The following is a 20,563-nucleotide window of genomic DNA, read 5'->3' on the forward strand; positions in this document are numbered from 1 at the left end:
GAGTGGGACGATAGTTCAGCTGTTTTTCACGTTTTTTTTACAACTGAAAACTTTGCACACTGCCCGACTTGTTCCACAGCACAGGGAGGATGTTTTCCAAAGATCGCGGATCGGCACTGGTCCAGAATGCAGCTTCGCGTGCCGGCCCCTCGGCCAGTAGTTCGCGCGCGGCCAGTAACCGTTGCAGTTGGCGCGCCACCGCCGCACCGGTATCGATGATAGCGACGTCGGCGGGCACCATCCCGGCCAGCAACGGGCGCAGGAACGGGTAATGGGTACACCCGAGAATCAGCGTATCGCAACCTGCCGCAAGCAAGGGCTGCAAGTAACCAAGCAACAGCTGGCGCAATTGCAGGCTGCCAAGGTCACCCGTCTCGATCAGCTCGACCAGCCCAGGGCAAGGCTGGGTGACCACGCGCACATCGTTGGCGAAGCGGTCGAGCAAGGCGGCGAACTTGGCGCTCTGCAAGGTGCCGGTAGTGGCCAGAACACCGACCACGCCGGAACGGGTGGCAGCAGCAGCAGGCTTCACCGCCGGCTCCATGCCTACCAGCGGCCAGTCCGGATACAGCTCACGCAGGTCGGCAACTGCTGCCACGGTAGCGGTGTTACAGGCCAGCACCATCGCCTTGGCACCCTGCGCCTGGAAAAACTCGGCAATGCGCCGGCAGCGCTGGCGGATGTAGTCGGGGGTTTTCTCGCCATACGGCACATGCCCGCAATCGGCCACATAGAGCAGCGACTCGCTGGGCAGCAAGCGCTGGATCTCAGCCAGGACCGACAAACCGCCGACCCCGGAGTCCATCACGCCGACCGGTGCCGAGCGCTCAGCCATCGCGTTTGCCACATACCGCACAAGCCGGGTCACGCTTGACCCGCAGTTCCCGCAGGCGCGTGCCCAGTGCGTCGATCAGCAGCAAGCGGCCCACCAGCGGCTCACCAAAACAAGCCAGCAGTTTCATGGCTTCCAGCGCCTGCAGGCTGCCGACCAACCCAACCAGCGGGCCGATCACTCCGGCTTCGCTGCAGGTCAGCTCGTCTTCGCTGCCATGGCCGTACAGGCAATGGTAGCAAGGGCTGTAATCGCGCCGAGGGTCGAACACCGACAGCTGCCCTTCGAGGCGGATGGCTGCACCACTGACCAGCGGCTTGCCATGGGCGAAGCAAGCTGCGTTGACCGCCTCCCGGGTACCAAAGTTGTCGGAACAGTCCAGCACCAGGTCGACGGCCGCCACTGCAGCGGCCAGGGAGTCTTCATCCAGCGCCTGACGATGGGCGACCAAGGTAATTTCAGGATTGATGGCCTCAAGCCGCTGCAGCGCCGAGTCCACCTTGCTCATGCCAACGCTGCCACTGTCATGGATGACCTGACGCTGCAGGTTGGTCAGGTCGACGGTATCGAAATCAGCCAGGTGCAGCTCACCTACACCCGCTGCTGCCAGGTAAAGCGCCACCGGTGAGCCCAGACCACCCAGCCCGATGATCAGCGCCTTGCTCTGCTTGAGGCGCAACTGGCCTTCGATGTCCACCTGTGCCAACAAAATCTGCCGGCTGTAACGCAACAATTCCTGATCGGTCAGCATGGCAAGCGCCCCAGGGAAATACGTTCATGACCGCCCAGGTCCTTGCGGCTGGCCACCTCGATGAAGCCTTGCCCGCTCAGCAGCGCGCGCACGGCAGGTGCCTGGTCGTAGCCGTGTTCGAGCAGCAGCCAGCCACCGGGCAGCAGATGCGCCGGCGCATGGCCAACGATCAGCCGCAGGTCGTCCAGGCCATCGGCCCCGGCCACCAGTGCACTGCTGGGTTCGAAGCGCACATCACCGGCAGCCAGGTGCGGGTCTTCGGCGGCGATGTACGGCGGGTTGCTGAGGATCAGGTCGAAACGCTCCCCGTCCAAGGCACTGAACCAGTGGCTGGCGAGCACCTTCACGTTGCCCAGGCCCAAGCGCTGACGATTACGCTCAGCCAGCGCTACCGCTTCTTCGACCCGGTCCAGCGCCGTGACCTGCCAGGCCGGGCATTCGCTGGCCAAGGCCAGCGCTATCGCGCCGGTTCCGGTGCCCAGGTCGAGCACCTTGGCGGGCGTTGCAGGCTGCAACTCAAGCGCCGTCTCGACCAGAAGCTCGGTATCAGGGCGTGGGATCAACGTGTGGGGTGCCACTTCCAGGTCGAGTTTCCAGAAGCCCTGTTGGCCCAGAATGTAGGCAACCGGCTCACCGCCGCGGCGCCGATGCAGGTAGCCCGCGTAGGTCTGCGCATCCTCGCTGCTGACGATGCGTTCAGGCCATGTGTGCAGGTAGCTGCGCGACTTGCCGATGGCTGCCGCCAGCAGCAGTTCGGCGTCCAGGCGTGCGGTGGGCGAATCCGGCAGTTGCGCGTTGCGCAGCAGGCTGGCAATGATGGTCATCAGTCCCCCAATGCCGCCAGCTGATCAGCCTGGTATTCGGCCAGCAACGGTTCGATCACCGCGTCAACGCCCCCGGCAAGGATATCGTCGAGGGAATACAGGGTCAGGTTGATACGGTGATCGGTCACCCGCCCCTGTGGATAATTGTAGGTACGGATGCGCTCTGAGCGGTCGCCCGAACCTACCAGCAGTTTACGCTCGCTGGCGATGGCATTCTGCGCGGCGCTGGTCTGCATGTCATTGAGCTTGGCCGACAGCCAGGACATGGCTCGGGCCCGGTTCTTGTGCTGCGAGCGCTCCTCCTGGCACTCCACCACGATGCCGGTAGGCAAGTGCGTGATGCGGATGGCCGAGTCGGTCTTGTTGACGTGCTGGCCACCGGCGCCGGATGCGCGGTAGGTGTCCACGCGCAAATCAGCCGGGTTGATCTCGATTGCCACCTGTTCGTCCGGCTCGGGCAGTACCGCGACGGTGCACGCAGAGGTGTGGATTCGGCCCTGCGATTCGGTTTCAGGCACCCGCTGCACACGGTGCGCGCCAGACTCGAACTTGAGCTTGCCGTAAACGCTGTCGCCTTCGACGCGGGCGATGATCTCTTTATAGCCGCCGTGCTCGCCTTCGTTCTCGGAGAGAATCTCGAGGCGCCAGCCACGCCGTTCGGCATAGCGCGAATACATGCGGAACAGGTCACCCGAGAAGATGGCCGCCTCGTCGCCGCCGGTGCCGGCGCGAATTTCGAGGAACACGTTGCGCCCGTCATTGGGGTCTTTGGGCAACAGCATGCGTTGCAGCTGCGACTCCAGCACCACCAGCTGCTCCTTGGCTTCGCGCACTTCCTCCACGGCCATTTCGCGCATATCGGGGTCGGCGTCCTTGAGCAGCGCCTGGGCGCCTTCGAGGTCGTCCTGCACCTTGCGCCACTCTTTATAGGCGCCGATCACCGGCTCCACTTCAGCGTATTCGCGAGAATAGGCGCGGAAGCGCGCCTGGTCGGAAATGACTTCGGCATCACCGAGCAAGGCGGTGAGTTCCTCGAAGCGGTCCTGGAGCGTGTCCAGTTTGTTCAGCAGCGACGCTTTCATTGCAAGGATTTGTCCGTCGAGCCCTCGTTGAGGGCAAAGAGTTCCTGGGCCATGGCCAGCGCATCGAGGCGGCCCTCGGCCGAGAGCTTTTTCAGCTGCACGCTGGGCGCATGCAGGAGTTTGTTGGTCAGCCCCCGGGCCAGTTGCGCCAGTACGTCCTCGGGGTTGCCACCGTTGGCCAGCAGACGCTGGGCCTTTTGCAGTTCTTCGTCGCGCAGGCGCTCGCTTTGCTGGCGATAGGCGCGCAGCACGTCGACCGCGGCCAGTTCGCGCAGGCGCACCATGAAGTCTTCGGCGCCCACCGAGACCAGCTCTTCGGCCGCCTGGGCTGCGCCCTGGCGGCTCTTGAGGTTTTCCGCGACCACTTCGTGCAGGTCATCGACGGTATACAGGTACACGTCGTCGAGCTCACCCACCTCGGGCTCGATGTCGCGCGGCACGGCGATGTCGACCATGAAGATCGGCTTGTGCCGGCGCTGTTTCAGAGCGCTTTCCACCGCGCCCTTGCCCAGGATGGGCAACTGGCTGGCGGTGGAGCTGATGACGATGTCGCTGTGCGCCAGCTCTTGTGGGATATCGGCCAGCAGCACGGCGTGAGCACCGAACTGCTCGGCCAGCAGGCTGGCCCGCTCCAGTGTACGGTTGGCCACGACGATACGGCGCACGCCCTGCTCATGCAGGTGGCGGGCAACCAGAGTGATGGTTTCACCGGCGCCGATCAGCAGCGCCTGGCTGCGGCCCAGGTCGCTGAAGATCTGCCGCGCCAGGCTAACCGCAGCAAACGCCACCGACACCGGGTTCTCGCCGATCGCGGTGTCGGTACGCACCTGCTTGGCGGCGCTGAAGGTGGCCTGGAACAGGCGCCCAAGCAGCGGGCCGACGGTGCCAGCCTCGCGCGCCACGGCATAGGCCGACTTCATCTGGCCGAGGATCTGCGGTTCGCCAAGCACCAGCGAGTCGAGGCCCGAGGCCACGCGCATCATGTGCCTGACGGCATCATGCTCTGCATGGATATAGGCGCTGGCCCGCAGTTCATCCAGGCTCAGGCGGTGATAATCGGCCAGCCACTGCAGGACCGCCTCGGCGGACAGCTGATCCTGCTCTATATAGAGCTCGCTGCGGTTGCAGGTAGACAGGATCGCCGCTTCACGGCTGGCGGTCAGTCGGCAGAGCTGCTGCAGGGCGTCGACCAGCTGCTCTGGGGTAAACGCCACGCGCTCGCGTACGTCTACCGAGGCAGTCTTATGGTTGATACCAAGTGCAAGAAAGGCCATGCAAGGTCGCTGGTTGTGACGAGAAGCCGATAATTGTCCTCTTTCGCAGGTTTTAGAACAACCACCGTTCGCTATTGTCCCTATATACCAAGAGCATCACTGTAAACCGCGACCTTCGCGTGTGGGTTTGCCCCCGCGCTTGTGTCATCATGCTCCGACCGCCGGTAAGTCCTTCTAAGCCTCTTTATATGAACAGACCCTACGCACTGCTGCTTGCCTTCGCCCTGCTCCAGGGCTGCCAGAGCCTGGCCCCGCAAAAGGCCGAGCCTCCCGTTGCCGAAGCCGGCAAGGCCGAGGCCGAGAAGCCCGTGGTGTATGGGTCGTTCAAGCAGGACACGCTTTACAGCCTGCTGGTGGCCGAGCTGGCCGGCCAGCGCAACCGGTTTGATATCGCCCTGGCCAACTACACCGACCAGGCCGAGAAAACCCAGGACCCGGGCGTGTCCGAGCGGGCCTACCGCATCGCCGAATACCTCGGCGCCGACGAGCCGGCCCTGGACAGCGCATTGATCTGGGCCCGCAACGACCCGCAGAACCTCGACGCCCAGCGCGCCGCGGCCATCCAGCTGGCCCGCGCAGGCCGCTATGACGACTCCATGACTTATATGGAGAAGGTGCTGCAGGGCCAGGGCGACACGCACTTCGACTTCCTCGCCCTGTCGGCCGCAGAGACCGACCAGAGCACCCGCGACGGCCTGATGCAGAGTTTCGACCGCCTGCTGGTCAAGTACCCCGACAACAGCCAGCTGGTGTTCGGCAAGGCGCTGCTGCTGAATCAGGACGGCAAGGCCGAAGAAGCCCTCGAACTGCTTGAATCACACCCGGCACAAAATGGCGAGATAGCCCCGACCCTGCTTCGTGCCCGCCTGCTCCAGGCCCTGGACCGCGGCCCGGAAGCCCTGCCGCTGCTGCGCGGGGCGATCCGCGACAACCCGGACGACAAGCGCCTGCGCCTGACCTATGCGCGCACCCTGGTCGAACAGGACCGCATCGCCGATGCCAAGGCCGAGTTCATCAGCCTGGTCCAGCAATACCCCGACGACGACGAGCTACGTTACTCGCTGGCGCTGGTATGCCTGGAGAACAAGGACTGGGACGAAGCCGAGAGCTACCTGCGTGAGCTGATCGAGCGCGACAGCAACGTCGACGCCGCCCACCTGAACCTGGGCCGCATCGCCGAAGAACGCCACGACCCGGCCGGCGCCCTGCGCGAATACGCACTGGTCGGCCCGGGCCCCGACTACCTGCCTGCACAATTGCGCCAGTCCGACATCCTCATCGCCAATGGTCGCGGCACCGAAGCGTCACGCCAGCTCGCCGAGGCGCGCGAGGCGCAGCCGGAGCTCGCCATCCAGCTTTACCTGATCGAGTCGGAAAGCTACAGCAACAACAACAAGGACGCCCAGGCCAACCAGGTGCTGCAGCAGGCCATTCAGCGCTACCCGGACGACCTCAACCTGCTTTACACCCGCGCCATGCTGGCCGAAAAGCGTGACGACCTGCCGCAGATGGAAAAAGACCTGCGCGCCATCATCGCCCGCGAACCGGAAAACGCCATGGCGCTGAACGCCCTGGGCTATACCTTGGCTGACCGCACGACCCGTTACACAGAAGCCAAGGCCCTGATCGAAAAGGCCTATCAGCTGACCCCGGACGACCCGGCAATCCTCGACAGCATGGGCTGGGTCGCCTATCGCCTGGGCAACCTCGAAGAGGCCGAGCGTTACCTGCGCCAGGCCCTGGAGCGCTTCCCCGACCATGAAGTGGCTGCTCACCTGGGCGAAGTTCTGTGGGCCAACGGCAAGCGCCGTGAAGCTCGCCAGGTCTGGGCCAAGGCCTTCGAGGCCCAGCCCGACAGCCCTATCCTGCGCAAGACCGTCTTGCGCCTGACCGGATCCGAGACCCTTTAACGCCATGTTTTTGCGCCATTGCATCACCTTTACCCTGATCGCCCTGCTGGCCGGCTGTGCCGGCTTCGGTAGCCGGGAGGCCCTGCAGGGCCACGGCGACCCACAGCAGTGGCGCGCCCATAAAGAGCAACTGAGCAGCCTTGACGGCTGGCAGATCAACGGCAAGGTCGGCATCCGCGCCCCGCGCGACTCCGGCAGTGGCACGCTGTTCTGGTTGCAGCGCCAGGACTATTACGACATCCGCCTGGCCGGCCCGCTGGGCCGAGGCGCTGCACGCCTGACCGGCCGCCCCGGCGGTGTTGTACTGGAAGTGGCCAATCAGGGCCGCTACGAAGCGGCCAGCCCCGAAGCGTTGCTGGAAGAACAGCTGGGCTGGCAATTGCCGGTATCGCACCTGGTCTGGTGGGTGCGCGGCCTGCCCGCCCCCGACAGCAAGAGCAAGCTGACCCTCGATGGCGACAGCCGCTTGGCCAGCCTGGACCAGGACGGCTGGCAGGTGCAGTACCTGAGCTACACCGAACAGAACGGTTACTGGCTGCCCGAGCGCCTGAAGCTGCACGGCAAGGACCTCGACGTGACCCTGGTGGTCAAGGACTGGCAGCCACGCCAGCTGGGGCGCTGACCGATGCACAGGCTCACCCTGCCCGCCCCGGCCAAGCTCAACCTGTGGCTGCACATCATCGGCCGCCGCCCGGACGGTTACCACGAACTGGAAACCGTCTTCCAGTTCCTCGATCACGGCGACGAGCTGACTTTCGCCCTGCGTGAAGACGGCGCGATCCGCCTGCACACCGAGATCGAAGCGGTGCCCCACGACAGCAACCTGATCGTGCGCGCCGCGCGCAAGCTGCAGGAACAGTCCGGCACCGGCCTTGGCGCCGATATATGGCTGACCAAGGTGCTGCCCATGGGCGGCGGCATCGGCGGCGGCAGTTCGGATGCAGCGACCACACTGCTGGCGCTGGCGCACTTGTGGCAACTGGATTGGGACGAGGATCGCCTGGCTGCCCTGGGCCTGACACTGGGTGCCGACGTGCCGGTGTTCGTGCGTGGCCATGCAGCATTCGCCCAAGGAGTGGGTGAGCAATTGACCCCGGTCGACCCGGCCGAACCCTGGTACGTCGTGCTGGTGCCGCAAGTGTCTGTCAGCACAGTAGAAATTTTTTCACATCCACAGTTGACACGTGATTCCCTCCCCCTTAAGATGCGCCCCGTTCCCGAGGGAAACAGTCGAAATGACTGCCAACCGGTGGTAGAGCAGAGTTACCCGGAAGTTCGCAACGCGTTGAATTCACTGGGTAAATTCACTGAAGCTCGATTAACCGGCACTGGAAGTTGTGTGTTTGGGGCCTTCCCAAGCAAAGCCGAAGCTGATAAAGTTCTGGCCCTTCTTTCAGCGACCCAAACAGGGTTTGTGGCGAAAGGAAGCAATGTTTCGATGTTGCATCGCAAGCTGCAAAGTCTGGTCAAGAAGTCGAGTGCCTAGCGCTCGCAGCAACAGATACAGGGGCGTCGCCAAGCGGTAAGGCAGCAGGTTTTGATCCTGCCATGCGTTGGTTCGAATCCAGCCGCCCCTGCCATTTTCCTTATACTCATCCAGGTATACCCTCAGCCTCCAGGTACTGCGCGTGTCCAAGATGATGGTCTTTACGGGGAACGCTAACCCCGATCTGGCTCGGCGTGTCGTACGTCAGCTGCATATCCCTCTCGGTGACGTCTCTGTCGGTAAATTCTCCGACGGTGAGATCAGCACTGAGATCAATGAAAATGTCCGCGGTAAAGACGTCTTCATTATTCAGCCGACCTGTGCCCCGACCAACGATAACCTGATGGAACTGGTAGTGATGGCCGACGCCTTCCGCCGCTCCTCAGCATCCCGAATCACCGCCGTGATTCCTTACTTCGGATACGCCCGCCAGGACCGCCGTCCGCGTTCGGCACGTGTAGCCATCAGCGCCAAAGTCGTCGCTGACATGCTCACTGTCGTGGGTATCGACCGTGTTCTCACCGTCGACCTGCACGCTGACCAGATCCAGGGTTTCTTCGATATCCCGGTCGACAACATCTACGGTTCGCCCGTACTCGTCGACGATATCGAAGACCAGCGTTTCGAGAACCTGATGATCGTCTCCCCGGACATCGGTGGTGTCGTGCGCGCACGTGCCGTCGCCAAGTCCCTGGGTGTCGACCTGGGTATCATCGACAAACGCCGTGAAAAGGCCAACCACTCCGAAGTCATGCACATCATCGGCGACGTCGAAGGGCGCACTTGCATCCTGGTAGACGACATGGTCGATACCGCCGGCACTCTGTGCCATGCGGCCAAGGCACTGAAAGAACACGGCGCGGCCAAGGTTTATGCCTACTGCACGCACCCTGTCCTCTCGGGCCGTGCGATCGAGAACATCGAGAAGTCGGTACTGGACGAGCTGGTGGTGACCAACACCGTTCCGCTGTCCGCCGCTGCTCAAGCCTGTGACCGTATCCGCCAGCTGGATATCGCACCGGTAGTTGCTGAAGCGGTGCGCCGCATCAGCAATGAAGAATCGATCAGTGCGATGTTCCGCTAAGCGGAATACGTGTTGATATGAAGCGCCCCGCCCCAGCATGTGTTGGGGCGGGGCTTTTTTGCCATCCCCGTTGGCGCTGGTCGCAAACGCCCTCGGGGGGCTATTTTGGAGAAACAAAATGACTGATTTCACTCTGAACGCCCAAGTGCGTAGTGACCTGGGGAAAGGTGCGAGCCGCCGCCTGCGTCACTCGCTGAACATCCCGGCCGTTGTATACGGTGGCGATAAAGAAGCTCAATCCCTGACCATCGTGGCCAAGGAAATCGCCAAACTGTTCGAAAACGAAGCTGCCTTCAGCCACGTTATCGAGCTGAACGTCGACGGCGCCAAGCAGAACGTCGTAGTCAAGGCCATGCAGCGCCACCCGGCCAAAGGCTTCATCATGCACGCCGACTTCGTTCGCGTCGTTGCTGGCCAGAAGCTGACCGCTGTTGTTCCAGTGCACTTCATCAACGAAGAAGCCCCGGTCAAGAAAGGCGGCGAGATCTCGCACGTTGAATCGCAGATCGAAGTTTCCTGCGAAGCCAAAGACCTGCCTGAGTTCATCGAAGTCGACCTGGGCAACGCTGAAATCGGCACCATCATCCACCTGTCGGACCTGAAAGCTCCGAAAGGCGTAGAGTTCGTCGCTCTGGCCCACGGTGATGACAAAGCTGTTGCCAACGTTCACGCGCCACGCGTTGCTCCAGAAGCTGAAGAAGGCGCCGCTGAGTAATCCACTCGCGCGCCGGTGTTGATCGGGTTACAGTGCCGCGCACCGTAACCCACCAACTCCAAGGAAGAGCCCCTACGTGACCGCCATCCAGTTGATCGTCGGCCTGGGTAACCCCGGCCCCGAATACGAACAGACCCGGCATAACGCAGGGGCTCTTTTCGTTGAACGCATTGCCAGCGCCCAGCGCGTCTCCTTGACCGCTGACCGCAAGTATTTCGGCCTGACGGCTAAATTCAGCCATCAGGGCAACGACGTTCGTCTGCTCATCCCCACCACCTACATGAACCGTAGCGGCCAGTCCGTGGCGGCTTTGGCCAATTTCTTCCGCATCAAGCCGGAAGCGATACTGGTGGCGCATGACGAACTCGACCTGCCTCCAGGCGTCGCCAAGCTCAAGCGCGGCGGTGGCCATGGTGGGCACAACGGCCTGCGCGACATCATCGCGCAGCTCGGCAACCAGAACGACTTCCACCGCCTGCGGCTTGGCATCGGCCACCCGGGTGACGCCAAACTGGTCTCCAACTTCGTCCTGGGCCGCGCGCCGCGCGCCGAGCAGGAGAAGCTCGACGCCAGCATCGATTTTGCCCTCGGCGTGCTGCCGGACGTGCTTGCCGGCGATTTCGCCAAGGCAATGCGCGAGCTGCACAGCCAGAAGGCCTGATTTCCTAGAGAGGGGAATACCCATGGGTTTCAATTGCGGCATCGTCGGCCTGCCCAACGTCGGCAAGTCCACCCTGTTCAACGCCCTGACCAAGTCTGGCATCGCGGCGGAGAACTTCCCTTTCTGCACCATCGAGCCGAACAGCGGCATCGTGCCGATGCCCGACGCGCGCCTGGCTGCGCTGGCGGAAATCGTCAAGCCTAATCGCATCCTGCCGACCACCATGGAGTTCGTCGACATCGCCGGCCTGGTGGCCGGTGCCTCCAAAGGTGAAGGCCTGGGCAACAAGTTCCTCGCCAACATCCGCGAGACCGACGCCATCGCCCACGTGGTGCGCTGCTTCGAAGACGAAAACGTGATCCACGTTTCCAACAGCGTCGACCCCAAGCGCGACATCGAGATCATCGACCTGGAGCTGATCTTCGCTGACCTGGACAGCTGCGAGAAGCAACTGCAGAAGGTCACCCGCAACGCCAAGGGCGGCGACAAGGAAGCCCTGGCGCAAAAGGCAATCCTGGAAAAGCTGATCCCGCACTTCACCGAAGGCAAGCCGGCACGCAGCCTGATGAAGAACATGGCCGACGACGAGAAAGCCGTCATCCGTGGCTTCCACCTGCTGACCAGCAAGCCGGTGATGTACATCGCCAACGTGGCTGAAGACGGCTTCGACAACAACCCGCACCTGGACGTGGTCAAGGCCATCGCCGAAGAAGAAGGCGCTGTCGTGGTGCCGGTGTGCAACAAGATCGAAGCCGAGATCGCCGAACTGGACGACGGTGAAGAGAAGGACATGTTCCTCGAGGCCCTGGGCCTGGAAGAGCCTGGCCTGAATCGCGTGATCCGCGCCGGTTACGAGCTGCTCAACCTGCAGACCTACTTCACTGCCGGCGTGCAGGAAGTGCGTGCCTGGACCGTCCGCATCGGCGCCACCGCGCCTCAGGCAGCGGGTGTGATCCACACCGACTTCGAAAAAGGCTTCATCCGCGCTGAAGTGGTGGCCTATGACGACTTCATCCAGTTCAAGGGTGAAGGCGGTGCCAAGGAAGCCGGTAAGTGGCGCCTGGAAGGCAAGGACTACATTGTCAAAGACGGCGATGTCATGCACTTCCGCTTCAACGTCTGAGTTGTAAGCACGGGCTTGATACAGGCCGAGTAAAAAACCCTTGAAGCCTCGCGGCTCAAGGGTTTTTTTTGGTGTTCACAGGGCTTTGCTGATACGCCTGGGCGAGTGTCTGGATTGCTGAGGCCTGCGCAGGACAATTCCCAAGCTATCTTGAATTGAAGCATTCGGTTTCAAGTTGGTAATTGGCTTACATCTGGGGGCTGCGCAGTGGCGCCCATTCGGGCCAGCCCACTAAAAGCACTTTCATGCGACCTCCGCCCAGGAGCCACCACCATGCATGAAACACCGCCCCGCCCCGGCTTCGACTGGCAACGCTGGCTCCCCGGGCTGGCCACGCTGATGCACTACCAGCTCGCCTGGCTGCCCAAGGACATCGCTGCCGGGCTGGTGCTCACCACCATGCTGGTGCCCGTGGGCATCGCCTACGCCGAAGCCTCCGGTGTACCCGGCATCTACGGCTTGTATGCGACCATCATTCCCTTGCTGGCCTACGCCTTGTTCGGCCCCAGCCGGATCCTGGTGCTGGGCCCGGATTCAGCGCTGGCCGCGCCGATCCTCGCCGTGGTGGTGCAGTACGCCGCCAGCGACCCACAGCGAGCCATTGCCGTCGCCAGCCTGATGGCCCTGGTGGCCGGCGCCTTCTGCGTGATCGCCGGCCTGATGCGCCTGGGCTTCATCACCGAGTTGTTGTCCAAGCCTATCCGCTATGGCTACATGAACGGCATCGCGCTCACCGTGCTGATCAGCCAGTTGCCCAAGCTGTTCGGCCTATCGATCGACAGCCAGGGGCCCCTGCGCGACCTGTGGTACTTGGCGAAGACCTTGATCGCCGGCCAGGGGCACTGGCCCAGCTTTGCAGTCGGCGGCGCCAGCCTGGCGTTGATCCTGCTGCTCAAGCCCTACAAGCGCCTACCGGGCATCCTCATCGCCGTGGTGCTCGCCACCCTGGCGGTAAGCCTGTTAGACCTCGACCAGATGGGTGTGAAAGTACTCGGTGAACTACCCCAGGGCTTGCCCAGCTTCGTCTTTCCCTGGGTGACCGACATCGACCTGGTCGAGGTACTGCTGGGCGGTATCGCCGTGGCGCTGGTGTCGTTCGCCGATACCAGCGTGCTGTCACGCACCTACGCGGCGCGCCTGAAAACACCGGTCAACCCGAACCAGGAAATGTTCGGCCTGGGCGTGGCCAACCTGGCCTCCGGGCTGTTCCAGGGCATCCCGATCAGCAGCAGCTCATCGCGTACTCCAGTGGCCGAGGCGGCCGGCTCAAAGACCCAGCTTACCGGCATCATCGGTGCGGTGGCTGTGACAATCCTGTTGTTGGTCGCGCCCAACCTCCTGCAACACCTGCCCAACAGCGCACTGGCCGCAGTGGTGATCGCGGCGGCACTGGGGCTGTTCGAGTTTGCCGACCTCAAGCGCATCTTTCGCATGCAGCAATGGGAGTTCTGGCTGTCGTTCACCTGCTTCGTGGGGGTTGCGGTGTTCGGCGCCATCCCCGGCATCTGCATTGCCGTGGCGATTTCGGTGATCGAGTTCCTGTGGGATGGCTGGCGACCGCATCATGCGGTGCTCGGGCGGGTGGACGGCACCCGCGGCTACCATGACGTGCAGCGTTATCCACAGGCTCGCAGGGTACCGGGGCTGGTACTGCTGCGCTGGGATGCGCCGCTGTTCTTCGCCAATGCCGAGCAGTTTCAGGCCACGGTGCTGGCGGCGGTGGATGAGTCGCCTACCCCCGTGCAGCGGTTGGTGATCGCAGCGGAACCGGTGACCAGCATCGATATCACTTCGGCGGACATGCTGGCCGAACTCGACCGGGCGCTGGAGGCCCGGGGAGTCGAGTTGCAGTTCGCCGAGATGAAGGACCCGGTGAAAGACAAGATGAAACGCTTCGAATTGTTCCAGCACATGGGAGAAACGGCGTTTCACCCCACTGTCGGTGCTGCGGTGGATGCTTATCTGCAGGACACCGGGGTGGACTGGAAGCCATGAGCCGCTAAACGGCGCTGAGCCGACGCCGGTCGAGCCATATCAGCAGGGCACTGGCATACAGCGACACGGCCAGAAACAACGCCATGCGCACCGCAAACGCCCGGTAGACGTCCTGGCCGGCTGCACTGTCCTGCACTGACTGCCCCAGCAGGATAAGCAGCGTGGTCAGGCAACTCACCCAGTACGCCGGGCTGTGCCGCGTGCTTACCACGCGGTAGAGCCTGCGCCCCTGCCACAGCGTGAACAGCAGCACCCACAGGAAAAACATCCACACGTGCACGAACACGCTCAATGCCGCCCACATGAGCATCGCCAACACCCCCGCCAGCACCGTCGAGCCGATGAGCTCACGACTGGCATGCCGGGCCCGGGTCTCGCCAGCCTGCTGCCCAAGGCTCACCGCCTTCATGATGAGCGGCATGAACGCGTCGGGCGCGATCAGCGCCAGCAGGAACGCCGGCATGACTATCAGCGTGGCACGCAGGGCTATCCAGCCGACATCGGCGCGATCGGGCAATGGTGGCGCAGGTTGCGCAGGCGCATCCGCAGGTTCTGGAACCAGCACATGGGCCAACGCCGTCCCCAGCACCGCCAGGAGCATGCCCTTGGCCATCGCCTCGACCACCATGAGCGCCAGGGTGAAATCGCTGGTACCGGCAGCGGCGATCATGGTCAGGCCAACCACCAACAGGTTGGCCAGCAAGCCGTTGCCCCCCCTGAGCGCATAGCGCAACACCAGAAATACCCCCACGCCGACCAGCAACACGCCACTCACCGGCGCATGGCGCAAAATGGGTATCAGCAAAAGGCCGCTGCCACAGCTCAGCAACACCAGTATCGCCAACATCGGTGCCGCCTTGATCGGCAACGGCTCACTGCGCATGGTCAACAACAGCACCGCGAATACCGGGGCAAGTATGGGCACCGGCAGGCCAAGGCCAAAACTCGCTACCAGGCATAGCGCCACGCCCAAGGCCAGGCGCAGAGCGCGCAGGCGTCGCAGCTCAATAGGCATAGGACAGCCAGCTCATCAGCCACATGAACACACGCCCCAGAAGGTTCAAAGGGTTACCTTCGCCGGGCAGGGCCATGACTTCGGCCTGACCGCCCACACGCAGCCCGGACCTGTCTGCAAGTTGGTCTCGGTCGAGCTCGACGATCACCGGGAAGCGCTGCGCCGAGCGTAGCCATTCGCGGCTGTTCTGTACGGTCGGCAAGGCGCCCGGCGGCGTACCCTGCCCCACACTCACGCCATAGCCGATGCTGCGGATATGCCCTTGCAATACCTTACCGGGCATGGCGTCCAGCACCACCAGCACCGGTGTACCAGGGCGCAGACGACCGAGGTTGTTCTCGGTCATGTCGGCGCTTATCCACACGTCGTGGATGGCGATCAGGGTCATCATCGCACTGCCGGCGGGAACATAGTGGCCCACGTCAGTGCGCAGGTCAGTGATCAGCCCATTGGCATCGGCGCGCACCACGGTGCGGGCCAGGTCCAGGCGGGCCTTTTCGACATTGGCCGCCGCACTGCGCAGTTGCGCGTTGTCCGCCTCCACCCCGCCTTGCTGCTCCCGCGCCCGTTCGACTTCCGCACGGGCTGCCGCCACTTGGCTGATGGCCTGGTCGCGGGTCGCCTGCGCCCCTTCAAGGCGACGGACAGACACTGTACCTGGGTCTTCTTCGATCAGCCGTTTGAGCCGCTCGGCATCCTGGCGGGCCTTGCGCTCGTTGGCCTGGGCCGCCACCAAGGCGGCCTTGGCCGAGTCGATGCCGGCGGTATTGGCGCCGATCTGCCGGCGTACCGTATCCAGATCTGCCTGAGCGCGGGTCAAGGCAATGCGGTACTGCTCCTGATCCAGCTCGAACAGCACATCACCCTGGCGCACTTGCTGGTTGTTGCCCACCGCCACGCGCTTGACCTGCCCGGCAACTTCAGCGGCCACGGGCACCACATAGGCTTGCAGACGAGCCTGCTGGGTGTAAGGCGTGAACCGGTCGGCAAGCAGGTACCAGACCAGGCTCACGATGATCAGCACCAACACCCAGTGCATGGCGCGGTCAGGGGGCGTGTCCACGGCGTCACTCATCAGGGCTCACCTTGTTCAGGGTCGGCGGGGGCCGGCTCGTCCAGCAGGTCACCCCAATCGGTACGGTTTTCCATCTGCTGGCGGGTGGCCGGGTCAACGGGCTTGCGCTGGTTGTCCCAACCACCGCCCAGCGCTTTGTACAGCGTCACCAGGCTGCTCACTGCGTTGCCCCGGCTGACCAGGTAGCCGTCCTGCTGCTGCAACAGCAGTTGCTGGGCATCGAGCACGCGCTGGAAATCGGCAAAACCTTCCTGGTACTGGGCGCTGGCCAGGCTCAGCGAGCGCTGGGCGGCCTGCGAGGCCTCCTGGCGAATGCTGGCGCTCTGCAGCGAACGCACCAGGCCACTGGCGGCGTCATCGGCCTCACGCGCAGCTTCACGCACCCCTTGCTGGTACAGCTCGATCAACTGCTGCAGGCGCGCATCCTCGACACGCACGGCATTCTTGCGGCGGCCATAGTCGAATGGGCTCCATATCAGGCTTGGCCCGGCAGCCAGGTCGAAGGTGTTAGGCAGTTGATTGGCCGATACGAACGTCCAGCCAATGCTGCCCAGCAGGCTCAGCTGTGGATAAAGATCCGCAGTGGCCACCCCGACGAGTGCCGACTGCGCCGCCACGGCTTGCTCGGCGGCACGAATGTCGGGGCGCCGCTGCAGCAGGCTGGCGGGCACGTCCTGCAACACAGCCCGGTCCGGCAGTGGTAACTGGCCGTACCGAGCAGCCAACTGCGGCAACGGCCCGGGCGGCCTGCCGAGCAATGCGCAGAGCACATTGCGCAAGGCATTGAGCTGGTTTTCGAACTCGGGAATCGTGGCCTGAGTTGCCAGGTACTGGGTACGCGCCTGCTGCCAGTCGAGCTCGTCGTTCTCGCCGTGGCGGAACAGCCGCTCGGTAATCTCCAGGCTACGCGCCTGGCGCCTGGCGTTCTCCGTTGCGATCTGCAGCCGCGCCTCGGCGGTGCGCAGGGCAAAGTAGGTGTCGGCCACCTGCGCACGCATCAGCAGCATGGCGTCGGCGTAATTGGCCTGGGACGCGAAATAAGCGGCATCGGCGCTTTCGATGGCGCGGCTGAAACGCCCCCAGAAGTCGATCTCCCACCCGATATCGAAACCCACGCTGGACTGCCAGAACACCGAATCGCGGGCGCTGTCGGTGCCGGACTGGTCCTGTTTGAGGTACAGGCTCTGCCCACGCAGTTGCTGCAACTGTGGATAACGCCCGGTCTGGACGATGGCCAACTGCGCCCTGGCCTCGGCGACGCGCAGGCCGGCCAGGCGCAGGCTGGTGTTATTGGCGTCGGCCTCGGCGATCAGTGCGTCCAAGGCCGGGTCGGCAAACACTGCCCACCACTGGCGCAGCTCCGGCTGCTCAGCCCTGCGCTGGGCCTGCTCGAGCAATGGCGTGCTCCAGCTGTCCAGCCATGGGTGCCGGGGCGTCTCATAGTCCGGGCCGACCTGGGTGCAACCGGCCAGCACCATCAGCAGGCTCAACCCACAGCAGCGCCTGGGCATGGCAGGCCTTGGCTCAGGCTGCCGGCGGCGCGGGTTGCTCCGGCACCTGCAAGGCCACCCATTGCCAGAACAGCACGTAGGTCACAGCGAGGATCACCGGGCCGAGGAACAGCCCGATGATGCCCTTGACCACCATGCCGCCCAGCGCACCGATCAACACCACCGGCATCGGCACATCCACCCCGCGGCCCAGCAACAAAGGTTTGAGCACGTTGTCGGCAAGCCCGGCGACGAAGGTGTAGACAGCGAACACGATAGTGACCACGGTGAAGCCCTCGACGTTGAGTACGTAGATGATCACCGGCAACGTGATCAACGTCGCCGGGGCCTGGGCGATGCCCAGCATGAGGATGAGAATGGCCAGCATGCCGGCACCTGGGACGCCTTTGATCACGAAGCCCACACCGATCAGCAGCATCTGGATGAAGGCGATGCCGATCACCCCTTGCGCCACTGCACGAATGGTCGCGGTGCACAACGTGGCAAGCGGCTTGCCCCGCTCTTGGCCAGAAATCCGCATGGCGATGCGCTGTGCTGCGATTTCGCCACGATCACCAAAAGCCATGATCACGCCGGAAATGATGATCGCGCCGACGAACAGCAGGAAGGCCCCGCCGGCACTGGCCGCCGCACCCAATGCCGTACGCCCGGCGCTCTTGAGCTGGGGCATCCATTGCGCAATCACATCGGCCAGGTTCTCGGAGGCTGACAGCCACAGCGCATGGACTTTCGGCCCGATCAGTGGCCAGTTGGCCACAGAGTCGGGCGGCACCGGCACGCTCCAGCTGTCGCTTCTGATCAGCGACACCAGGTGGTCCACCGATTCACCGATGGACATCACCACCAGGTAGATCGGTACCAGCAACACCACCAGCACCAGCAGCACCACCAGTGTCGCCGCATAGCCGTCCTTGAAACCTGAACCACGCTTGATGCGTTGGTACAGCGGATACAACGTCACCGCCAGGATCACCGACCACAGCATCAACTCCAGAAATGGCTGGAAAACCTGAAAGGCAAAAAGCACCAGGGCAGCCACCAGGCCTGCCTTGATGAGCACATCGAGCAGGCCCCGTGACCGGGCGCTGTCCAGTTTGATACTCGGCTGCATGACTCATCTCCTCGTGCTCAATGCGCCAGGGGCGCGATTCAGTGGTCCGTTCTGGGTGCAGGGTGCGAGATATCGCGCTCAGGCAGCTGCCGCGCCAGGGCCATCATCACCAGCGGCACTACCGCCATCGACAGGGTGATCGCGAGCACCAGCAGGTCGTGCACCTGTTGAGTCAGTACGTGATGTTCGTGCGCCATTTTGAATACGACGAACGCAAACTCGCCGCCCGATGCCAGTACCACCCCCAGGCACAGCGCCTGCGGGTGAGTGAGCCCACCCGCCAGCCGGCCCAACCCCCAGAGCAGCGGCAACTTGATGCCCACCAACAACAACGTCAGCCCCAGCACGGCCAGAGGCATGCCGAACAGCAGGCGCAAATCGGCGCTCATTCCCACCCCGACGAAAAACAACCCCAGCAACAGGCCCTTGAGCGGCTCAATCTGGGTTTCCAGTTCGTGGCGAAACGGTGACTCGGCCATCAGCACACCAGCAAGAAAGGCGCCCAGGGCCATGGATATGCCCACGTGCTCCATCACCCAAGCCGTGCCCAGCACCACCAGCAAGGCTGTGGCTGTCGACAGCTCCGGCAGGCCCGACCCGACTGTCCATTTGAACACCGGTGTCATCAGGTAGCGGCCGCTGACGATCACCAGGCCAATGCCAAGTGACACCGCCAGTAGCGGCCAGGCGCGCTCATCGGCAGTGCTGACATCACCGCCAAGCAACGGCACCACGGCAATCAGCGGTATGGCGGCGATGTCCTGAAACAGCAGGATGGCCACGGCCAGGCGGCCGTGCGGTTTGCCCAGGTCCTTGCGTTCGGCCAGAACCTGCAGGCCGAACGCGGTGGACGACAGGGCAAGGCCCAGCCCCAGAACGATCGACGCCGGTTTCGACTGGCCGAACACTGCATACGCCAGCAAGCCAAGCACCAGGGCAGTCAGCCCGACCTGCAGCGCCCCGACACCGAACAGCGCCCGACGCATGGTCCACAAGCGCTGTGGTGATAGCTCCAGGCCAATCACGAACAGCAACATGACCACACCGATCTCTGAAATCCGTGCCACGTTGCCTGGGTTATCAAGCAGCCCCAATACCGAAGGGCCAATCAGGATGCCGGCCAGAAGATAGCCAGGCACCGCCCCCATCTTCAGACGCTGCGCCAGTGGCACCAGAAGCACCACGGCCAGCAGGAAGACCACTGTAGCCTGCAGCAGGCTGCCGTCATGTGGCATAGGTTCGTACCCTTGCGACCATGCGCAGTGAGGGAATCAGAAACGCTCTTCGACCACTTTGAAGGGATAGGCTACCGCTTTGTACTTGCCGATCTTGCCGCGTTTGGGCAGCTTCACCACCTTGTCGCCAGTGACGTCCTTGTAGGGAATGCGCGAAAGCAGATGGCTGATGATGTTCAGGCGAGCACGGCGTTTGTCGTCGGAATGGGCCAGGAACCACGGCGCCCACGATGAATCGGAAGCCGCGAACATTTCATCGCGGGCGAGGGTGTATTCGTCCCAGCGGGTGTAGGACTTGAGGTCCATGGGCGAAAGTTTCCACACCTTGCGGCCGTCATTGATGCGGTCCTGCAGGCGGCGGGTCTGCTCCTGGGCACTGACTTCGAGCCAGTACTTGATGAGGATGATCCCCGACTCGACCATCAGTTTCTCCAGCAAGGGCACCACCGCGAGGAACTTGCCGGCCTGCTCGTCGGTGCAAAAGCCCATCACCCGCTCAACGCCTGCGCGGTTGTACCAGCTGCGATCGAAGATCACCACCTCCCCCGCTGCCGGCAGGTGGTTGAGGTAACGCTGGGCATACATCTGGGACTTTTCCCGTTCAGTCGGCGCCGGTAGCGCCACCACGCGGAATACCCGTGGGCTGACCCGCTCGGTGATGGCCTTGATGGTACCGCCCTTGCCGGCACCATCACGGCCCTCGAACACGATGCACACCTTCAGGCCCTTGGCCACGACCCATTCCTGCAGCTTCACCAATTCCACATGCAGGGTTTTCAGCTGTTTGTCATAGGCCTTGCCGCCCAGCTTCTCGACAGGCGCCTGCAAGTCTTTCTTCCTGGACGGCTTGGCCATGACACGCTCCTTGGGGCGAATGAA

Annotated in this window: 19 protein-coding genes and 1 tRNA gene; 9 read left to right on the forward strand and 11 right to left on the reverse strand. The window is 63.3% G+C overall.

Going from position 1 to position 20,563, the window contains the following annotated elements; all coding sequences use genetic code 11:
* Positions 1–37 precede the first annotated feature (37 nt).
* The 5 genes from murI to hemA are packed head-to-tail and all read right to left on the reverse strand — an operon-like array spanning position 38 to position 4,763.
* Positions 38–835, reverse strand: coding sequence for a glutamate racemase (murI, locus tag ACMGF5_RS04835; protein WP_119687773.1), 798 nt, complete (start codon positions 833–835; stop codon positions 38–40).
* On the reverse strand, positions 828–1,583 hold the full coding sequence (locus ACMGF5_RS04840) for a molybdopterin-synthase adenylyltransferase MoeB (RefSeq protein WP_012316260.1): 756 nt from the start codon (positions 1,581–1,583) through the stop codon (positions 828–830). The genes murI and ACMGF5_RS04840 overlap by 8 nt, the downstream gene beginning before the upstream one ends.
* Positions 1,577–2,407, reverse strand: a complete 831-nt coding sequence (gene prmC / locus ACMGF5_RS04845; RefSeq protein ID WP_115273863.1) for a peptide chain release factor N(5)-glutamine methyltransferase — start codon at positions 2,405–2,407, stop codon at positions 1,577–1,579. Before prmC ends, ACMGF5_RS04840 begins: the two co-directional genes overlap by 7 nt.
* Positions 2,407–3,489, reverse strand: coding sequence for a peptide chain release factor 1 (prfA, locus tag ACMGF5_RS04850; RefSeq protein WP_115273862.1), 1,083 nt, complete (start codon positions 3,487–3,489; stop codon positions 2,407–2,409). The genes prmC and prfA overlap by 1 nt, the downstream gene beginning before the upstream one ends.
* On the reverse strand, positions 3,486–4,763 hold the full coding sequence (hemA, locus tag ACMGF5_RS04855) for a glutamyl-tRNA reductase (RefSeq protein WP_414157600.1): 1,278 nt from the start codon (positions 4,761–4,763) through the stop codon (positions 3,486–3,488). The genes prfA and hemA overlap by 4 nt, the downstream gene beginning before the upstream one ends.
* 188 nt (positions 4,764–4,951) lie before the next feature.
* Between hemA and ACMGF5_RS04860 the strand changes: the two genes are divergently transcribed.
* From ACMGF5_RS04860 to ACMGF5_RS04900, 9 genes are all read left to right on the forward strand, one after another.
* Positions 4,952–6,673 carry a tetratricopeptide repeat protein gene (locus tag ACMGF5_RS04860; protein ID WP_414157601.1) on the forward strand — a complete coding sequence of 574 codons (1,722 nt, stop codon included), beginning with the start codon at positions 4,952–4,954 and terminating at the stop codon, positions 6,671–6,673.
* 4 nt (positions 6,674–6,677) lie between these two features.
* Positions 6,678–7,295: a lipoprotein insertase outer membrane protein LolB gene (gene lolB, locus ACMGF5_RS04865; RefSeq protein WP_046784565.1), complete on the forward strand. Its 618-nt coding sequence runs from the start codon at positions 6,678–6,680 to the stop codon at positions 7,293–7,295.
* Positions 7,296–7,298: 3 nt separating this feature from the next.
* A complete protein-coding gene (gene ispE / locus ACMGF5_RS04870; RefSeq protein WP_119687774.1) occupies positions 7,299–8,159 on the forward strand; it encodes a 4-(cytidine 5'-diphospho)-2-C-methyl-D-erythritol kinase in 861 nt (286 codons plus the stop codon).
* 19 nt (positions 8,160–8,178) lie between these two features.
* Positions 8,179–8,253: transfer RNA gene (locus ACMGF5_RS04875), tRNA-Gln, on the forward strand.
* A 48-nt stretch (positions 8,254–8,301) separates the two neighbouring features.
* Complete coding sequence (locus ACMGF5_RS04880) at positions 8,302–9,243, forward strand: ribose-phosphate pyrophosphokinase (RefSeq protein WP_003247410.1); 942 nt, start codon at positions 8,302–8,304, stop codon at positions 9,241–9,243.
* 118 nt (positions 9,244–9,361) lie between these two features.
* Positions 9,362–9,958: a 50S ribosomal protein L25/general stress protein Ctc gene (locus ACMGF5_RS04885; RefSeq protein ID WP_012316267.1), complete on the forward strand. Its 597-nt coding sequence runs from the start codon at positions 9,362–9,364 to the stop codon at positions 9,956–9,958.
* 76 nt (positions 9,959–10,034) lie between these two features.
* Positions 10,035–10,619 carry an aminoacyl-tRNA hydrolase gene (gene pth, locus ACMGF5_RS04890; protein ID WP_008099045.1) on the forward strand — a complete coding sequence of 195 codons (585 nt, stop codon included), beginning with the start codon at positions 10,035–10,037 and terminating at the stop codon, positions 10,617–10,619.
* 22 nt (positions 10,620–10,641) lie between these two features.
* A complete protein-coding gene (gene ychF, locus ACMGF5_RS04895; RefSeq protein ID WP_046784567.1) occupies positions 10,642–11,742 on the forward strand; it encodes a redox-regulated ATPase YchF in 1,101 nt (366 codons plus the stop codon).
* A gap of 273 nt (positions 11,743–12,015) precedes the next feature.
* A complete protein-coding gene (locus tag ACMGF5_RS04900) occupies positions 12,016–13,737 on the forward strand; it encodes a SulP family inorganic anion transporter (protein WP_115273859.1) in 1,722 nt (573 codons plus the stop codon).
* Positions 13,738–13,741: 4 nt separating this feature from the next.
* Here ACMGF5_RS04900 and ACMGF5_RS04905 read toward each other — a convergent pair whose 3' ends face one another.
* Genes ACMGF5_RS04905 through ppk2 form a run of 6 tightly spaced genes read right to left on the reverse strand, consistent with a single transcriptional unit; the run spans position 13,742 to position 20,539 of the window.
* Positions 13,742–14,752 carry a DUF2955 domain-containing protein gene (locus ACMGF5_RS04905; RefSeq protein ID WP_414157602.1) on the reverse strand — a complete coding sequence of 337 codons (1,011 nt, stop codon included), beginning with the start codon at positions 14,750–14,752 and terminating at the stop codon, positions 13,742–13,744.
* Positions 14,742–15,827, reverse strand: coding sequence for an HlyD family secretion protein (locus ACMGF5_RS04910; protein ID WP_046784570.1), 1,086 nt, complete (start codon positions 15,825–15,827; stop codon positions 14,742–14,744). Before ACMGF5_RS04910 ends, ACMGF5_RS04905 begins: the two co-directional genes overlap by 11 nt.
* Positions 15,827–17,338, reverse strand: coding sequence for an efflux transporter outer membrane subunit (locus ACMGF5_RS04915; protein WP_414157603.1), 1,512 nt, complete (start codon positions 17,336–17,338; stop codon positions 15,827–15,829). Before ACMGF5_RS04915 ends, ACMGF5_RS04910 begins: the two co-directional genes overlap by 1 nt.
* Positions 17,339–17,351: 13 nt before the next feature.
* Positions 17,352–18,449, reverse strand: a complete 1,098-nt coding sequence (locus tag ACMGF5_RS04920) for an AI-2E family transporter (RefSeq protein ID WP_115273855.1) — start codon at positions 18,447–18,449, stop codon at positions 17,352–17,354.
* A 38-nt stretch (positions 18,450–18,487) separates the two neighbouring features.
* On the reverse strand, positions 18,488–19,684 hold the full coding sequence (locus ACMGF5_RS04925; RefSeq protein WP_414157604.1) for a monovalent cation:proton antiporter-2 (CPA2) family protein: 1,197 nt from the start codon (positions 19,682–19,684) through the stop codon (positions 18,488–18,490).
* Positions 19,685–19,720: 36 nt separating this feature from the next.
* Entirely contained in the window at positions 19,721–20,539 is an 819-nt protein-coding gene (gene ppk2 / locus ACMGF5_RS04930) for a polyphosphate kinase 2 (RefSeq protein ID WP_115273854.1), read from the reverse strand.
* Positions 20,540–20,563 lie beyond the last annotated feature (24 nt).

Origin of the sequence: Pseudomonas sp. BNK-15, from assembly GCF_047456105.1 — a bacterium.
GTDB classification, from domain to species: Bacteria; Pseudomonadota; Gammaproteobacteria; order Pseudomonadales; family Pseudomonadaceae; genus Aquipseudomonas; species Aquipseudomonas putida_E.

Coding starts and splice junctions, on each gene's coding strand:
- ACMGF5_RS04910 (WP_046784570.1), bottom strand. CDS start 15,827: ATGAGTGACGCCGTGGACACGCCCCCTGACCGCGCCATGCACTGGGTG.
- hemA (WP_414157600.1), bottom strand. CDS start 4,763: ATGGCCTTTCTTGCACTTGGTATCAACCATAAGACTGCCTCGGTAGAC.
- prmC (WP_115273863.1), bottom strand. CDS start 2,407: ATGACCATCATTGCCAGCCTGCTGCGCAACGCGCAACTGCCGGATTCG.
- ACMGF5_RS04860 (WP_414157601.1), top strand. CDS start 4,952: ATGAACAGACCCTACGCACTGCTGCTTGCCTTCGCCCTGCTCCAGGGC.
- ACMGF5_RS04840 (WP_012316260.1), bottom strand. CDS start 1,583: ATGCTGACCGATCAGGAATTGTTGCGTTACAGCCGGCAGATTTTGTTG.
- lolB (WP_046784565.1), top strand. CDS start 6,678: ATGTTTTTGCGCCATTGCATCACCTTTACCCTGATCGCCCTGCTGGCC.
- ACMGF5_RS04905 (WP_414157602.1), bottom strand. CDS start 14,752: ATGCCTATTGAGCTGCGACGCCTGCGCGCTCTGCGCCTGGCCTTGGGC.
- prfA (WP_115273862.1), bottom strand. CDS start 3,489: ATGAAAGCGTCGCTGCTGAACAAACTGGACACGCTCCAGGACCGCTTC.
- ACMGF5_RS04885 (WP_012316267.1), top strand. CDS start 9,362: ATGACTGATTTCACTCTGAACGCCCAAGTGCGTAGTGACCTGGGGAAA.
- ppk2 (WP_115273854.1), bottom strand. CDS start 20,539: ATGGCCAAGCCGTCCAGGAAGAAAGACTTGCAGGCGCCTGTCGAGAAG.
- murI (WP_119687773.1), bottom strand. CDS start 835: ATGGCTGAGCGCTCGGCACCGGTCGGCGTGATGGACTCCGGGGTCGGC.
- ACMGF5_RS04920 (WP_115273855.1), bottom strand. CDS start 18,449: ATGCAGCCGAGTATCAAACTGGACAGCGCCCGGTCACGGGGCCTGCTC.
- ispE (WP_119687774.1), top strand. CDS start 7,299: ATGCACAGGCTCACCCTGCCCGCCCCGGCCAAGCTCAACCTGTGGCTG.
- ACMGF5_RS04925 (WP_414157604.1), bottom strand. CDS start 19,684: ATGCCACATGACGGCAGCCTGCTGCAGGCTACAGTGGTCTTCCTGCTG.
- ACMGF5_RS04915 (WP_414157603.1), bottom strand. CDS start 17,338: ATGCCCAGGCGCTGCTGTGGGTTGAGCCTGCTGATGGTGCTGGCCGGT.
- ychF (WP_046784567.1), top strand. CDS start 10,642: ATGGGTTTCAATTGCGGCATCGTCGGCCTGCCCAACGTCGGCAAGTCC.
- ACMGF5_RS04900 (WP_115273859.1), top strand. CDS start 12,016: ATGCATGAAACACCGCCCCGCCCCGGCTTCGACTGGCAACGCTGGCTC.